Source organism: Pseudomonas sp. WT-JTC, from assembly GCF_056711565.1.
Window position 1 is genome coordinate 5,387,063 of record NZ_CM160042.1, and the last position, 15,031, is coordinate 5,402,093.

General features: G+C 60.0%; 14 protein-coding genes. 8 read left to right on the forward strand and 6 right to left on the reverse strand.

What is annotated here, in order from left to right; all coding sequences use genetic code 11:
• Position 1: 1 nt before the first annotated feature.
• Positions 2-880 (reverse strand): MBL fold metallo-hydrolase, encoded by an 879-nt coding sequence (locus AC06G5_RS24415; RefSeq protein WP_480458492.1) that lies wholly within the window; start codon positions 878-880, stop codon positions 2-4.
• A 224-nt stretch (positions 881-1,104) separates the two neighbouring features.
• Here AC06G5_RS24415 and AC06G5_RS24420 point away from each other — a divergent pair, with 224 nt between their 5' ends.
• Together AC06G5_RS24420 and AC06G5_RS24425 are read left to right on the forward strand one after the other, a co-directional pair.
• Positions 1,105-2,010 (forward strand): LysR family transcriptional regulator, encoded by a 906-nt coding sequence (locus AC06G5_RS24420; RefSeq protein ID WP_480458494.1) that lies wholly within the window; start codon positions 1,105-1,107, stop codon positions 2,008-2,010.
• 208 nt (positions 2,011-2,218) lie between these two features.
• Entirely contained in the window at positions 2,219-2,395 is a 177-nt protein-coding gene (locus AC06G5_RS24425) for a hypothetical protein (protein WP_413425201.1), read from the forward strand.
• A gap of 9 nt (positions 2,396-2,404) precedes the next feature.
• Here AC06G5_RS24425 and AC06G5_RS24430 read toward each other — a convergent pair whose 3' ends face one another.
• The gene (locus tag AC06G5_RS24430; protein WP_413425199.1) at positions 2,405-3,301 is read right to left on the reverse strand and encodes a helix-turn-helix domain-containing protein; all 897 of its coding nucleotides are present in this window, start codon (positions 3,299-3,301) and stop codon (positions 2,405-2,407) included.
• Positions 3,302-3,491: 190 nt separating this feature from the next.
• Here AC06G5_RS24430 and pobA point away from each other — a divergent pair, with 190 nt between their 5' ends.
• On the forward strand, positions 3,492-4,676 hold the full coding sequence (gene pobA / locus AC06G5_RS24435) for a 4-hydroxybenzoate 3-monooxygenase (protein ID WP_413425268.1): 1,185 nt from the start codon (positions 3,492-3,494) through the stop codon (positions 4,674-4,676).
• Between the two features lie 78 nt (positions 4,677-4,754).
• Positions 4,755-6,272, forward strand: a complete 1,518-nt coding sequence (locus tag AC06G5_RS24440; protein WP_413704080.1) for an MDR family MFS transporter — start codon at positions 4,755-4,757, stop codon at positions 6,270-6,272.
• A gap of 220 nt (positions 6,273-6,492) precedes the next feature.
• Here the strand turns inward: AC06G5_RS24440 and AC06G5_RS24445 are convergent, their stop codons facing one another.
• From AC06G5_RS24445 to AC06G5_RS24455, 3 genes are all read right to left on the reverse strand, one after another.
• On the reverse strand, positions 6,493-7,365 hold the full coding sequence (locus AC06G5_RS24445) for an ATPase (RefSeq protein WP_480458496.1): 873 nt from the start codon (positions 7,363-7,365) through the stop codon (positions 6,493-6,495).
• A gap of 116 nt (positions 7,366-7,481) precedes the next feature.
• A complete protein-coding gene (locus AC06G5_RS24450; RefSeq protein WP_480458498.1) occupies positions 7,482-8,474 on the reverse strand; it encodes an NAD-dependent epimerase/dehydratase family protein in 993 nt (330 codons plus the stop codon).
• A gap of 54 nt (positions 8,475-8,528) precedes the next feature.
• The gene (locus AC06G5_RS24455) at positions 8,529-9,422 is read right to left on the reverse strand and encodes a LysR family transcriptional regulator ArgP (RefSeq protein WP_413425191.1); all 894 of its coding nucleotides are present in this window, start codon (positions 9,420-9,422) and stop codon (positions 8,529-8,531) included.
• Between the two features lie 96 nt (positions 9,423-9,518).
• Here AC06G5_RS24455 and AC06G5_RS24460 point away from each other — a divergent pair, with 96 nt between their 5' ends.
• The 3 genes from AC06G5_RS24460 (at position 9,519) to AC06G5_RS24470 (ending at position 11,290) form a co-directional block, all read left to right on the forward strand.
• Positions 9,519-9,920, forward strand: a complete 402-nt coding sequence (locus AC06G5_RS24460) for an ACT domain-containing protein (protein ID WP_413425189.1) — start codon at positions 9,519-9,521, stop codon at positions 9,918-9,920.
• Between the two features lie 6 nt (positions 9,921-9,926).
• Positions 9,927-10,529, forward strand: a complete 603-nt coding sequence (locus AC06G5_RS24465; protein WP_413425187.1) for a LysE/ArgO family amino acid transporter — start codon at positions 9,927-9,929, stop codon at positions 10,527-10,529.
• A 164-nt stretch (positions 10,530-10,693) separates the two neighbouring features.
• Complete coding sequence (locus AC06G5_RS24470) at positions 10,694-11,290, forward strand: superoxide dismutase (protein ID WP_007986065.1); 597 nt, start codon at positions 10,694-10,696, stop codon at positions 11,288-11,290.
• 178 nt (positions 11,291-11,468) lie between these two features.
• On the opposite strand, the gene AC06G5_RS24475 is transcribed toward AC06G5_RS24470, so the two are convergent.
• Positions 11,469-11,732, reverse strand: coding sequence for a DUF6124 family protein (locus AC06G5_RS24475; RefSeq protein ID WP_413425185.1), 264 nt, complete (start codon positions 11,730-11,732; stop codon positions 11,469-11,471).
• A gap of 1,135 nt (positions 11,733-12,867) precedes the next feature.
• On the opposite strand from AC06G5_RS24475, the gene AC06G5_RS24480 reads away from it, so the two are divergent.
• A complete protein-coding gene (locus AC06G5_RS24480; RefSeq protein WP_413427905.1) occupies positions 12,868-14,919 on the forward strand; it encodes a putative bifunctional diguanylate cyclase/phosphodiesterase in 2,052 nt (683 codons plus the stop codon).
• The last annotated feature ends 112 nt before the right edge of the window (positions 14,920-15,031 follow it).

The following is a 15,031-nucleotide window of genomic DNA, read 5'->3' on the forward strand; positions in this document are numbered from 1 at the left end:
GTTACCACTTCATCTCGCCCTTCGCGACCTGGGCGCTCAGCTCAAGAGAGCTTTCGTCGCCCAAGGTCGGGAAGCGTTTTTTCATCGCGGCGATCAGTGCGGCAGAATCCTTGGCCTTGGCGGTTTCTTCATCGAAGGCCTTGATGTAGTCGGCGGTGAACTGCACAGAGGCCAATGAACCCGTGCTGTCGCCCAGGTAATGACCCGGCACCACGGTCTGCGGTTTCAGGGTTTCAATGGAATGCAGCGTAGCCAACCAATCGGCATGGGACTGTGGCGTTTGGGTGTCAGCCATCCACACGTGGATGTTTTGCGCCACCACGACACCCCCGACTACGGCCTTGATCGATGGAATCCACACGAAGCTGCGATCCGGCTGCGGGCCCTCAAGACCCACCACCTGCAGCTTCTGCCCTTCGAGGATCAGGCTGTCGCCCTTGAGCACGTCCGGCACGATGGTTTTGGCCGGCACATCGGCACCCATTTTCGGGCCCCAGAATGCCAGTTTGCCGTCGACGGTTTGCTGGATGTGGTCAACGGTCGGCTGCGAAGCAAGGACCCTGGCCTTGGGGAACGCGGCCGTCAGGGTATCGAGGCCGAAGTAGTAGTCCGGGTCACCGTGACTGATGTAGATGGTGGTCAGCTGCTTGCCGCTGGCGCGGATTTTTTCCACCACCTGTTCGGCCTGGGACTTGCCGAATTGCGCATCCACCAGAATCGCTTCCTTTTCGCCGCTGACCAGCACCGAGGTCACCGGGAAGATGGCTTTTTCGCCAGGGTTGTAGACATCCAGCGTCAGGGTCGAGGCGCTGGCATGGGCGGCAAAACCGAGGGCGGCGCTTGCCAGCAAAACACGCTTGAGAATGGTGAATCCGATCATCTGTTGCTCCGTTGTCCGAATGCCTAGCTAGGCGAATGCCCTTTTTGTAGGAGCGAGCTTGCTCGCGATGGTCGTTAACGATAACGCGGGATACCGGTTATACGCGGCGTCTTCGAGTCCATCGCGAGCAAGCTCGCTCCTACAGAGGAACAGAGCTTAGTTGCCTGACTCAGTACAAAAAATGCGATGCTTGAACATAGTTTGTTTCTGAAAGCGGGCAAATCATGGATCGTCTTCAAGCAATGCGCGTGTTCGTCACGGTGGTCGACCTCGGCAGCCAGTCGGCCGCCGCCGATCATCTGGAGCTGTCACGGCCGGTGGTATCGCGGTATCTGGCGGAACTGGAAGACTGGGTCGGCGCACGCCTGATGCACCGCACCACACGCAAATTGAGCCTGACCGCCGCCGGCACCGAAATCCTGCCCCGCTGCCGGCAGATGCTCGATTTGTCCAGCGACATGCAAGCCGCCGTCAGCGAACCGGATGACGCACCGCGCGGCCTGCTGCGGATCAGCGTCAGCACCTCCTTCGGCCAGGCGCAACTGGCCGATGCCATGGTCGCCTATGTGCGACGCTACCCCGGCGTCAGCATCGACATGCAGATGCTCGATCGCACCGTGAACCTGGTGGATGAGCGCATCGACCTGGCGATCCGCACCAGCAACGACCTGGACCCGAACCTGATCGCCCGTCGCCTTACGGTTTGTCGCTCGGTGATCTGCGCGTCCCCCGCTTACCTGCGCGAGCACCCGGCACCGCAACGGGTCGAGGACCTGAGCCTGCACAACTGCCTGACCCATTCCTACTTCGGCAAAAGCCTCTGGCATTTCGAGCAGGACGGCGAACAGGTTTCAGTACCGGTGCAGGGCAACATCAGCGCCAACGAGGCCAGCACGCTTTTGCGCGCAACGCTCGCCGGCGCCGGGGTGTCGATGCTGCCCACGTACCAGGCCGGCGTACACATCCACAGCGGCGAATTGATTCGCCTGCTGCCGATGGCCGAACCCCGGAAAATGAACGTGTATGCGGTGTATGCATCGCGCAAGCACATGCCGGCGGCATTGCGCAGCTTGTTGGATTTTCTGGTGCTTAGATTTCCGGAAGAACCACAATGGGATATCGGCCTGTAACCGGATCACTTGTGGGAGCGGGCTTGCTCGCGAAGAGGTCGGTACATCCAATGCAAATTTTGCGCATGAAATATCGCCTTCGCGAGCAAGCCCGCTCCCACAAGTGGAAGTCATCAGTGGTCTGAATGGCGTGTCATGGCTGGTAACTCACAGGCGCTGACCTATGCTCAAAGTAATACCGAAAGGTATTCGTTCAGAGGTCAACGCCATGAACATCAAAACGAGAAGATACCTCGCGATCTTCATCACCTGCGCGGTCACGCTCGGGCTTTATGGCGCTGCAGCCTGGCGCGTCGAGCAATTGCGCAACCTGCCCCGTGATTACGCAACCTGCAACTTCGAGCACTGCGTTCCCCACAACGCCACCCTCGATGCCCTCCGGTAACGAAGGGGGTCAGGCTTCGTTGCCCTGATCGGCTTTCAAGCGGTCGCGGAACGCCTTGGGCGAAATCCCCACACGACGCCGGAACAGGCGCGTGAAATTGGTCGGATCGGAAAACCCCAACACGTCGGACATTTCATAAATGGTCATGCTGGTGTAGGTCAGCAAACGCTTGGCCTCCAGCAACTGCCGTTCGTGCACGATCTGCAACGCCGGTTGCCCCGCCAGCTCACGACAAGTGCCGTTGAGGTGGGACACGGAAATCCCCAGCCGGTGTGCCAGGTCCTCGACCTTGACGTGCTGGCGATAGGTCTCTTCCACCAGCTGAATAAAGCCGTTGAGATATTCCCGGGCCCGCTGCGGTCGCGCCATGGCGGTGCGACGCTGGATCACCTGGCGGCTGACCCACACCATGATCACACTGACCAGCGAATGCATGAGCATTTCCCGCGCCGGTTGATGGCTGGTGTACTCGTTCTGCAAGGCACTGAACAGGCTGTTGAGGTACTCGGCGTCCTTGCCTGCCGGGTAACTTTCGGCCTGTGCCAGGGCATTGACCGATTGCCCCAGTTGCATCTGCAGGTGGGCGATCAACGGCGCGGCGAGGGTCACGACAAAGCCTTCCACGTCCTCGGAAAAACGAAAGCCATGCACTGACAGCGGTGGCAGGATCTGGATCGCCGGTTCCACCAGTTGCGTACGCTGGCCTTCGATTTCAAGCTCTGCCTGACCTTTGAATACGAAGAGCAACTGGCACAAATCAGCGTGGCGGTGGGGTTTGATTTCCCAATGATGTTCGCTACTGCGTTTGGAAATGGTTTCACAGTGCAGCAAGTCCGGGGTCGGCCAATCCAGGCTTTCACCGTAGAGCTTGAACACCGGAATCGAAGGCAGGTCAGGCTTGTTCATCACTTCAATCCAGGCCTCGGAATAGATGACGGGCGATAATCGCACCGATTGGCAGAATGTACAGCTATCGGCTCAGTTTTCACCTTCAATTGACAGACTCGCAAGGGAAAAATGCAAGCACTCGATCCATAAAAATCACTCACCGGCCCTGGTCGCGTGAAGCTTGCGAGTCATAAAAACAATGAAAACACTGAAAACCCAGGTCGCTATCATTGGTGCCGGCCCTTCAGGCTTGTTGCTCGGCCAATTGCTGCACAACGCCGGCATCGACACCCTCATTCTAGAACGTCAGACCCCGGACTATGTACTCGGCCGAATCCGTGCCGGCGTGCTTGAGCAAGGCATGGTAGAGCTGTTGCGTCAGGCCGGCGTAAACCAGCGCATGGACGCCGAGGGACTGGTGCATGGCGGCTTTGAACTGGCCCTCGACGGGCGCCGGGTACACATCGATCTGCACGCCCTGACGGGTGGCAAAACCGTGATGGTCTACGGCCAGACCGAAGTCACCCGCGACCTGATGGCCGCTCGTCGGGAGGCCGGCGCGCAGACGATTTATCAAGCCGAAAACGTCGTCCCCCACGGCCTGAAAACCGATGAAGCGTTTGTCACTTTTGAAAAGGACGGTGAGACCTGGCGAGTCGATTGCGACTACATCGCCGGTTGCGACGGCTTCCATGGAGTGGCGCGGCAATCGATTCCCGCCGACAGCCTGAAAATCTTCGAACGGATCTATCCCTTCGGCTGGCTGGGGATTCTGGCCGATACCCCGCCGGTCCACGATGAGCTGGTCTACGCCCGCCATGAGCGCGGTTTCGCCCTGTGCAGCATGCGTTCGTCGACACGCACCCGTTATTACCTCCAGGTGCCCACCAGCGATCATGTCGAAAACTGGTCGGACCAACGCTTCTGGGACGAACTCAAGTCACGATTGCCGCAAGCGTTGGCGGACAGACTGGTCACGGGGCCGTCCATCGAAAAGAGCATCGCGCCGCTGCGCAGCTTCGTGGTCGAACCGATGCAGTACGGGCGGATGTTCCTGGTCGGCGATGCCGCGCACATCGTCCCGCCGACTGGTGCCAAGGGCCTGAATCTGGCAGCCAGTGATGTCAGTACCCTGTTCAACATTCTGCTCAAGGTTTACCGCGAAGATCGCGTCGATTTGCTGGAGAAGTACTCCGAAATTTGTCTGCGCAGGGTGTGGAAGGCGGAGCGTTTCTCCTGGTGGATGACTTCGATGTTGCACCGTTTCGACGACCACGATGCCTTCAGCCAGCGCATTGCCGAATCGGAGCTGGAATATTTCATCGACTCCGAGGCGGGTCGAAAAACCATCGCAGAAAACTACGTCGGGCTTCCTTATGAGGCTATCGAATAGCTTCCTACCGACTTACACTGGCGAGCATTCCCGCTCGCCTTGCCTCTTGCGGGTCAATCACTGCCCGCAGGTTTTCCCGTGACCAATCTCCGCCAGCCTGAAACGCCCAAACCCGCCATCCGCAGCGTGCTGATCGCCTTGATGCTGGCGATTTTTCTCGGGGCGCTGGACCAGACCATCGTCGCCGTTTCGATGCCGGCCATTTCCGCGCAGTTCAAGGACGTCAGCCTGCTGGCCTGGGTGATTTCCGGCTACATGGTGGCCATGACCGTGGCGGTGCCGATCTACGGCAAACTGGGCGACCTGTACGGGCGGCGCAAGCTGATGCTGTTCGGCATGGGCCTGTTCACCCTGGCGTCGGTGTTCTGCGGCATGGCACAGAGCATGGAGCAACTGGTACTGGCGCGAATCTTCCAGGGTATCGGGGCCGGCGGGATGATTTCGGTAAGCCAGGCGATCATCGGTGACATCGTGCCGCCACGGGAGCGCGGCCGGTATCAGGGCTATTTCAGCAGCATGTATGCAGTGGCCAGTGTGGCCGGCCCGGTGCTCGGCGGTTACATGACCGAATACCTGTCCTGGCGCTGGGTGTTCCTGATCAACCTGCCGCTGGGCCTGGGCGCCTGGCTGGTGGCTAATCGCACACTGGTCGGCCTGCCGATTCCGCAACGCAAACCGGTTATCGATTACCTGGGCACCGTGTTGATGATCATCGGGCTGACGGCGTTGTTGCTGGGTATCACGCAGGTCGGTCAGGGCCATTCCTGGCGCAGCCCCGAAGTGCTGGCGTTGCTCGCGTGTGCGGTGCTGGTGCTGGGGCTGTTTGTCGTTCACGAGCGGCGGGCACGGGAGCCCTTGCTGCCCATGCATCTGTTCGCCAACCGTAATGCGATCCTGTGCTGGTGCACGATTTTTTTCACCAGTTTCCAGGCCATCTCGCTGATTGTGCTGATGCCATTGCGCTTCCAGAGCGTGACCGGCGCTGGTGCCGACAGTGCCGCCCTGCATCTGTTGCCGCTGGCCATGGGCTTGCCGATTGGCGCGTATTTCGCCGGCCGCCGCACTTCCGTGACCGGACGCTACAAACCGATGATCCTCACCGGCGCTGCGCTGATGCCCATCGCAATTATTGGCATGGCGTTCAGCCCACCGCAGGCATTCGTCGTGAGCAGCCTGTTCATGTTGCTCTGCGGGATTTCCTCCGGCATGCAGTTCCCGACGTCATTGGTCGGCACGCAGAACTCGGTGGAGCAACGGGACATCGGCGTCGCCACCAGCACCACCAACCTCTTCCGTTCGCTGGGTGGTGCCGTGGGTGTGGCGTTGATGTCGGCGCTGCTGTTGGCGTTGTTGCAGGGCTCAAGTTTTGCGCACCTGGCCGGCTCGTCACTGATCGTCGAGGGCAGTTCAGGCAATGTGCTGCTCGACGGCTTGAACGCCGCACCGGGTGACGCGCAGGACGCCTTGCGTGCCGAGTTGCTGTTGACGTTCCGGCACTTGCTGACGGTCAGCGCGATGGTGTCGTTGCTGGGGCTGGCGGCAGCGATTGTCATGCCGAACATGCTGTTGCGCGGGCGCGAGGACAAGGTTCGCTAGGTAGACCGCGTCGCCTGTATTCGCGAGCAAGCCCGCTCCCACATTAGACCGCGTACTCATGAAGAACTCGGTCTAATGTGGGAGCGGGCTTGCTCGCGAAGGCGATCTGACAGTCACTACGATTCAAGGGCTGTAATACCCGACCGGCACCAGAAAGTACCCGACCTTCCTCAGAGTCCTCTGGCCGACGCGCTGATAGTCGACATGCTTGCGCTCTACATTACTGCCGGGCGCGCAGTTGCTGCTGAAGGTTCTGGATCTGCGCCTGGAGGGTATTGATGTTGCGGGTGACCTGGCTGCGGAACGCATCGAACTCGGCGGTATTGCTCGAGCCCTGTGTGACCGCCGGACGGTTGTCCTGCTCGCTCTTGAGCACGATCATGTCTTGCTCGAGACGCTCGATGGCAGCGCTCGGGTTGCCTTGTTTCTTCAGCGCGGTGATATCGGCGCCCAGGCTCTTCAGCTGTGCATCGAGTTTTTCCGAGTCGGACGGGGCACTTTTCAGGGCGGCCAATTCAGCGTTCAAGGCTTTGACCTGGGCCTGCAACTGAGTATTGGCTGTCTGATGTTCGTTGTTCTGGGCAGTCAACTGCGCCAGACGTTTGTCCAGCTCTGTGGATTGCGCAGTCATTTGCGCCAGTCGCTTGTCCAGGTCCGAGGCCTGGCCGGCAACACCTTGCTGCTGGGCGTTCTGGTCCTGGAGTTTGCTTTCCAGCTGGCGGATTTGCAGCTTCAGGGCCTCGCTGTCGGTGGTGACACTGGTCTGGCTGGCAACAACCTTTCCGGAAATATCCTGCAGGCGCCCTGCCGCTTCTTCACTGATTCGCGCAAAGCTCTCCTGGGTCGCCACCAGTTGCTGTTCCATCAGGGAAATCTGCTGAAAGCTCCACCAGCCCAGGCCCGCGAATGCGAAGAACAACGCCCCGACCAATGCCCACAGGGCACCGGTACCCGCCGCCTTGACCTTCACCACCGGCGTCGTGCGCGATTGCACGGCCGTGCGGGCAGTGGGCGGAAAATCGTCATCGAGAACGTCTGCACGCAGGCTCGGTACATCATCGAAGTCGTCGTTGGCATCGTTACGCATGGACATTGAGTCAACCTTAGTCAATCACATAATGGCTTTATGCCGCGCAGTATAAACCCCACAGCCGTAACCATTGACCCTGAAGCCCTGTATCCGGTTCAGTAAGGGGGGTTAAGCGAACGTCAGCGAACATCCTGAGCCTTCCACCAGCCACAGAATTCATCGAGCGCGGTCCAGAGGCTGACCTTGGGATCGTAATCCAGATAATGCCGGGCGCGGTTGATGTCCAGGGTGAAATTTTTGTTCATGACCTGCATGCCCAGACGCGACAGTGTCGGTTCGGGACGCCCCGGCCACAACTTGCACACACCCTCGTTGAGCGCCGCCACGCTGTAAGCCAGGCCGTAGGAACGGTAGCGGGTGACCTGTGGGACTTCCATGTTGCGCATGACGTAATTGACCACGTCCCACAACGGCACCGGCGCGCCATTGCTGATGTTGTACACCTTGCCCAGCGCGGAACCGCTGGCCAGCAAACTGCTGAGCAACACCTCGTTGAGGTTTTGCACACTGGTGAAATCGACTTTGTTCAGACCGTTGCCGATGATCGCCAGGCGCCCCTTGCGCTGCATGTTCAACAGGCGCGGGAAGATGCTCATGTCGCCGGCCCCGGTGACGAAACGCGGGCGCAGGGCCAGGGTTTCCAGACCGAACTCCTGGGCACCGAAGACTTTTTGCTCGGCCAGGTACTTGGTGGCGGCATAGGGGTGTTTGAAGCGCTTGGGCACCTGCTCTTCGGTCAAGGCCAGGTGATCGCGACCATCGAAGTAGATCGACGGCGACGACAAATGCACCAGGCGCCGAACCCGTTGTTTCAGGCAGGCTTCGACCACGTTCTCGGTGACCTGGACGTTGCCCTGATGGAAATCCTGATAACGTCCCCATAAACCCACGGCACCGGCGCAATGCACCACGGCCTCGACGTCCGAACACAGTTCGCGTGCCAGCTCCGGGTCGCTCAAATCGCCCTGGACGAACTCGGCTCCGCGGCGCACCAGATGCTCCACACTCTCGGCCCGGCGACCGTTGACCCGCACGTCCAGGCCCTGCTCCAGGGCAAAACGCGCAAAGCGCCCGCCGATGAAGCCGCTTGCGCCGGTAACCAGAATCTTCATGAATTGCTCCGAATATTTCGTTTTGCGTATTACGTGAGGTCTTGACGCTGCGCGTCAGTCCAAGGGCACCAGCCATTGCTTCGAGGCGCGTACCAATTGATCGGTGAGCAGCCCCAGCAACTGCCCGCCATTACGCCAATGATGCCAGTACAGCGGCACATCGATTGGCTTATCTGGCAGCAGTTCCTGCAATATCCCCCTTTCAAGTTGCTCGCGTACCTGCAGTTCCGGAACCAGACCCCAGCCCAACCCGGCTTCCGTCAGACGGATAAAGCCTTCCGACGACGGGCATAAATGGTGTTCGAAACCACCCTCGACGCCGAGGGACGCCAGATAACGATGCTGCAGGAAATCGTCCGGGCCAAACACCAACGCCGGGCTTCGGGCCAACTGATCGGCACGTACGCCTTGCGGAAAATGCCGGGCAATAAAGGCGGGGCTGGCCAGCGCACGGTAACGCATCGCCCCCAGCAGCACGCTGCGCGCGCCCGCCACCGGACGCTCGCTGGCGCAGACACAGGCCGCCACTTCACCGGCGCGCATGCGCTTGAGGCCCACGGTCTGGTCTTCGACCACCAGGTCCATCAACAGATGCTGCTCCGCGCAAAATGCTCCCACGGCTTGCGCCCACCAAGTGGCCAGGCTGTCGGCGTTCAGGGCGATCCGCAGGCGCTCCGGCAGGCCCTCTTCATCCAGCGCCGGCACCAGGCTTTGCAAATCCCGTTCAAGCAATCGCACCTGTTGCACGTGGTTGAGCAACCGTCGACCGATTTCCGTCGGCGTTGGCGGCGTGGCACGCACGAGCACCGGTTGGCCAACCCGTGCTTCCAGCAGCTTGATGCGCTGGGAAATCGCCGATTGCGAAAGGCCCAGCACCTGGGCCGCCCGTTCAAAACCGGCCTGTTCGACGACGGCGGCCAGGGCGGAAAGCAATTTATAGTCGAACATCAGTTTTCCTAATGAGCGATCAGCATGATTTGTTTTTCTTATACAACCTTCGCAAGGACAATGACCAGCAAGAACTCTTGAACAAGGATCACCCACATGGCTGGCGAAACATCATTGGCAACGCTGCTGCGCAGCATGAGCCCGCAACTCAACGCTGGCGAATATGTGTTCTGCACCCTGCGCGACGGCAAATTGCCTGCGGACCTGGAGGTTGTCGGCAGCTTCCGCGAGCAGGAAGGCCTGACGGTGATTCTCGAACGTTCCCGTGCCGAAAAAGCCGGATTCAGCTTCGACTACATCGCCGCCTGGATCACCTTGAACGTGCATTCGGCCCTCGAAGCGGTCGGCCTGACCGCCGCGTTCGCCACGGCATTGGGCAAGGCCGGCATCAGCTGCAACGTGATTGCCGGCTACTACCACGACCATTTGTTTGTCGGCCAGGCCGACGCCGACCGCGCCCTGCAAGTACTGCGGGACCTGGCAGCCAACGCGGAGTAAGCAATCATGTGGCAAAGTTATATGAACGGGCTGCTCGTGGCCTTCGGCCTGATCATGGCGATCGGCACCCAGAATGCGTTTGTCCTGGCGCAAAGCCTGCGACGTGAACATCACTTGCCGGTAGCGGCCCTCTGCGTGGCCTGCGACGCCCTGTTGGTGGCGGCCGGGGTATTCGGACTGGCGACGGTACTGGCACAAAATCCGACACTGTTGGCGATTGCCCGCTGGGGCGGCGCAGCGTTTCTGTTGTGGTACGGCAGCCAGGCACTGCGCCGGGCCTTTTCGAAACAGAGCCTTGAGCAGGGCGAAAGCCAGACCGTACGCTCGCTGCGGGCGGTAATGCTCAGTGCACTGGCGGTGACGTTGCTCAACCCGCACGTTTACCTGGACACCGTTTTGCTGATCGGCTCCCTGGGCGCACAACAAACCGAACCGGGCGCTTATGTCGTGGGCGCGGCCAGTGCCTCGCTGCTGTGGTTCTTCACCCTGGCGCTCGGTGCGGCTTGGCTGGCACCGTGGCTCGCCCGCCCAGGTACCTGGCGAATTCTCGATCTGCTGGTGGCGGTGATGATGTTTGCCGTAGCGTTCCAGTTGATCGCGGCCATCTGATTCGCACAACCTCTATTCCACACAGTTGTTGCGTGGTTATGCCGCCCCCCCGGTGCTATGATCCGACTCCCTGCGCCGCAAAGAGTACAAACTCCCCGGCGCTTGTCTGGCCGCCCGTGATCGGCCTTGCGCTCACCGCAACTGACCTGATTAGGAGAATCATCATGGCTTTCGAATTGCCGCCGCTGCCTTACGCACACGACGCCCTGCAGCCGCACATTTCCAAGGAAACCCTGGAATACCACCACGACAAGCACCACAACACCTACGTCGTGAACCTGAACAACCTGGTGCCAGGCACCGAGTTCGAAGGCAAGACCCTGGAAGAAATCGTCAAGACTTCCTCGGGCGGTATCTTCAACAACGCCGCTCAGGTCTGGAACCACACTTTCTACTGGAACTGCCTGGCGCCAAACGCCGGCGGCCAACCAACCGGCGCACTGGCTGAAGCCATCAACGCGGCTTTCGGTTCGTTCGACAAGTTCAAGGAAGAGTTCAGCAAGACTTCCATCGGCACCTTCGGTTCCGGTTGGGGCTGGCTGGTGAAGAAGGCTGACGGTTCCCTGGCCCTGGCCAGCACCATCGGCGCCGGCAACCCGCTGACCAACGGCGACACCCCGCTGCTGACCTGCGACGTCTGGGAACACGCTTACTACATCGACTACCGCAACCTGCGTCCGAAGTATGTCGAAGCGTTCTGGAACCTGGTCAACTGGAAATTCGTGGCTGAGCAGTTCGAAGGCAAAACCTTCACCGCTTAAGCTCGATGCCAGTCAAAAAACCCGGCTTTTGCCGGGTTTTTTTATGGAAGGAATATGAGCAAAGGGACGGTGGCGATCGTTGCGCCGCCTTCGCGAGCAAGCCCGCTCCCACTGGCTCGGTGGTGACCTGTGGGAGCGGGCTTGCTCGCGAAGAACGATAACGCGGTCAGTCGGCCAACTACTGCGGATCGAGGTTATCCAGCGCGCGATTCACCGCCAGCTCCGCCAACATGACGATCTGCGCAATAGCCAGCGCCGTGTTGCGCTGGGGGCCAGTCAGGCAGGTGGCGAAATCACTCGCCATGACATTGGCTGAAGCCAGTGATTCACAGGCGTGGGCGAGGAGGCTTTCAGTGTCCATGTCGGGGACGATCGTGAACATGGTGCGGGGGCTGTAGGGTTTGGTGGTGTTGCTGGGGGGATCGGGGATTAACTTATCCAAAATATGCTCCTTATCGATTGGAGCCATCTCTCGCCGTTTCTCACGCGGACGAAGAGGTGGCAGCTATGTGCGGAGTGAGAAACCGGCAAGAGAGCAATCCGGCCAGACCTGGGTCTGCCCGCACACAGCCGCCATAAAGCATTGCTGGCAGCGGAAAAGCTGGCGGCAATTATGGTGGTACTGGCGCTGGATTAACACTCTCTTGCGGGTTCTCACGCCCGATCGCTGAAGCATTTCAGCGATCACCAAAGGTTATTCAGCCCGCTTCCGACGGACAACCTGAAAACTGCGTGGGAAACTTCTGGCGCTTTCCTACACCGCGCTAACGCCAAAAACGTAACGCGGAGCATCCATGGCCGCACTCCCACGCGGGCGTGTGGAAACGATATGTTGGGGTGTGGCTGAAAGTGCAATGTCGACTGTCCCGCCGTCTTCGCGGGCAAGCTCGCGAAAAACGCCAGGACACCGCGGGCATTCAGGCAGCCCGCGTCATCGTTAACGTCCATCGCGAGCAAGCTCGCTCCTACAGGGCCGAGCGTTAGCTCGCCTGCCGCTCTTGATCTTGATCCACCCGCCCCCTCGGCAGGCTGAGCGGAGGTGTTCATCCGGGGATGGGCGCGCAGCGCCGTTCGACGCAGTCGAACCCATTGCATGCAGGTCGAGCGCAGCCGACCGGAGGGCAATGCCCCCGGATGAATACCGGAGCGAAGGAACCCCGAGCCTAAGCGAGGGGCCGTACGTAAGGGGCGAGACCTTTTGGTTCCTTTTGGGGCGTTTGCCAAAAGGGACTCGCCGTAAGGGCGAAACCGCCAGCCGCCGTTACCGCAGCAATGGATATGCCCCCCCAAAAACCCGCACGAAGCCAATATCCCAAGATGAAACCAGCCTCCCGCCCCTTGCTCCACCGCCACTGCCGACTAACATCAAACAAAAGGAAAATATCTCCACCCCGCCCCTCAAGTTGAAGGACTCGACAACCGACACAGTGCTAATAGGCAAACTCGTCAAGACAACTGCAAATCGGCCAAGCTGCGGGCAAAATCCCCCAAGGATGATTGTCCCTTTGACTGCCATCACGGGATTGCCAATACTCATGGCAACTTGATGCTACCCGCACGGAACAAGGAATAACCCTTTGAAGCTGGAACTCAAGAACAGCTTGTCGGTGAAGTTGCTTCGGGTCGTACTCCTGTCGGCATTGATCGTAGGCGTGATCTTGAGCTGCGCGCAGATCGTGTTCGATGCCTATAAAACACGTCAGGCTGTTGCCAGCGATGCCGAGCGCATCCTCGACATGTTTCGCGACCCCTCGACCCAGGCTGTCTATAGCCTCGACCGGGAAATGGGTATGCAGGTGATCGAAGGCCTGTTTCAGGACGCCGCCGTGCGCCAGGCTTCCATCGGCCATCCCAACGAAGCCATGCTTGCGCAAAAAACCCGTGAGTTGCAGCAATCCCACAGTCGCTGGCTGACCGACCTGATTCTTGGCAAGGAACGCACCTTCACCACCCAACTGGTCGGTCGCGGGCCTTACAGCGAGTACTACGGCGACCTGAGCATCACCCTCGATACCGCCACCTATGGTCAGGGTTTCATTATCAGCTCGGTGATCATCTTCATCTCCGGCGTACTGCGTGCGCTCGCCATGGGGCTGGTGTTGTATCTGGTCTATCACTGGCTGCTGACCAAGCCGCTGTCACGGATCATCGAGCACCTCACGGAAATCAATCCGGACCGTCCCAGCGAACACAAGATTCCGCTGCTCAAGGGTCACGAGAAAAACGAACTGGGCATCTGGATCAACACCGCCAACCAGTTGCTCGAATCCATCGAACGCAATACCCACCTGCGCCACGAAGCGGAAAACAGCCTGTTGCGCATGTCCCAATACGATTTCCTGACGGGGCTGCCGAACCGGCAGCAATTGCAGCAGCAGCTGGACAAGATCCTCATAGACGCCGGCAGGCTACAGCGCCGGGTGGCGGTGTTGTGTGTCGGCCTCGATGACTTCAAGGGCATCAACGAGCAGTTCAGCTACCAGACCGGCGACCAGTTGCTGCTGGCCCTGGCCGATCGCCTGCGCGGTCATAGCGGTCGCCTGGGAGCCCTTGCCCGCCTCGGTGGCGACCAGTTCGCCCTGGTCCAGGCCGATATCGAGCAACCCTATGAAGCCGCCGAACTGGCGCAAAGCATTCTCGATGATCTGGAGGCGGCGTTCGCCCTCGATCATCAGGAGATTCGCCTGCGTGCCACCATCGGCATCACCCTGTTCCCCGAGGACGGCAACAGCACCGAGAAGTTGCTGCAAAAGGCCGAGCAGACCATGACGCTGGCCAAGACCCGCTCGCGCAACCGCTATCAGTTCTATATCGCCAGCGTCGACACCGAAATGCGCCGCCGCCGCGAACTGGAAAAAGACCTGCGCGATGCGCTGATCCGCAATCAGTTCTACCTCGTCTACCAGCCGCAGATCAGCTACCGCGACAACCGCGTGGTGGGCGTCGAAGCCCTGATTCGCTGGCAACATCCCGAGCACGGCCTGGTGCCGCCAGACCTGTTCATCCCGCTGGCCGAACAGAACGGCACCATCATTGCCATCGGCGAATGGGTGCTGGACCAGGCCTGCAAACAACTACGCGAGTGGCATGACCAGGGCTTCAGCGACCTGCGCATGGCGGTAAACCTGTCCACGGTTCAATTGCACCACGCCGAACTGCCCCGGGTGGTCAACAACCTGCTGCAGATGTACCGCCTGCCGCCGCGCAGCCTGGAGCTGGAAGTCACCGAAACCGGCCTGATGGAAGACATCAGCACGGCGGCCCAGCACCTGCTCAGCCTGCGTCGATCCGGCGCGCTGATCGCCATCGATGACTTCGGAACCGGCTATTCATCCTTGAGCTACCTGAAAAGCCTGCCGCTGGACAAGATCAAGATCGACAAGAGCTTCGTTCAGGACCTGCTCGATGACGACGACGATGCGACCATCGTTCGCGCCATCATCCAGCTGGGCAAGAGCCTGGGCATGCAGGTGATCGCCGAAGGCGTGGAAACCGCCGAGCAAGAGGCCTACATCATTTCCGAAGGCTGCCACGAAGGTCAGGGCTATCACTACAGCAAGCCGTTGCCGGCACGGGAACTGGGTCTGTACCTGAAGCAGGCCCAACGCAGTAACGCCGCTATTTTGTAAAAAAACCCCGCCCCGTCTGTAGGAGCGAGCTTGCTCGCGATGGTCGTGAACGATAACGCGCTCATTCTGGATGAGCGCGTTGTTCTCAGGTTCATCGCGAGCGAGCTCGCTC

What these genes read in the sequence shown, in the direction of transcription:
- AC06G5_RS24470 (WP_007986065.1), top strand. Translation starts at nt 10,694, where the DNA reads ATGGCTTTCGAATTGCCGCCGCTGCCTTACGCACACGACGCCCTGCAG.
- AC06G5_RS24425 (WP_413425201.1), top strand. Translation starts at nt 2,219, where the DNA reads ATGAACATCAAAACGAGAAGATACCTCGCGATCTTCATCACCTGCGCG.
- AC06G5_RS24450 (WP_480458498.1), bottom strand. Translation starts at nt 8,474, where the DNA reads ATGAAGATTCTGGTTACCGGCGCAAGCGGCTTCATCGGCGGGCGCTTT.
- AC06G5_RS24420 (WP_480458494.1), top strand. Translation starts at nt 1,105, where the DNA reads ATGGATCGTCTTCAAGCAATGCGCGTGTTCGTCACGGTGGTCGACCTC.
- AC06G5_RS24465 (WP_413425187.1), top strand. Translation starts at nt 9,927, where the DNA reads ATGTGGCAAAGTTATATGAACGGGCTGCTCGTGGCCTTCGGCCTGATC.
- AC06G5_RS24445 (WP_480458496.1), bottom strand. Translation starts at nt 7,365, where the DNA reads ATGTCCATGCGTAACGATGCCAACGACGACTTCGATGATGTACCGAGC.
- AC06G5_RS24415 (WP_480458492.1), bottom strand. Translation starts at nt 880, where the DNA reads ATGATCGGATTCACCATTCTCAAGCGTGTTTTGCTGGCAAGCGCCGCC.
- AC06G5_RS24430 (WP_413425199.1), bottom strand. Translation starts at nt 3,301, where the DNA reads ATGAACAAGCCTGACCTGCCTTCGATTCCGGTGTTCAAGCTCTACGGT.
- AC06G5_RS24460 (WP_413425189.1), top strand. Translation starts at nt 9,519, where the DNA reads ATGGCTGGCGAAACATCATTGGCAACGCTGCTGCGCAGCATGAGCCCG.
- AC06G5_RS24455 (WP_413425191.1), bottom strand. Translation starts at nt 9,422, where the DNA reads ATGTTCGACTATAAATTGCTTTCCGCCCTGGCCGCCGTCGTCGAACAG.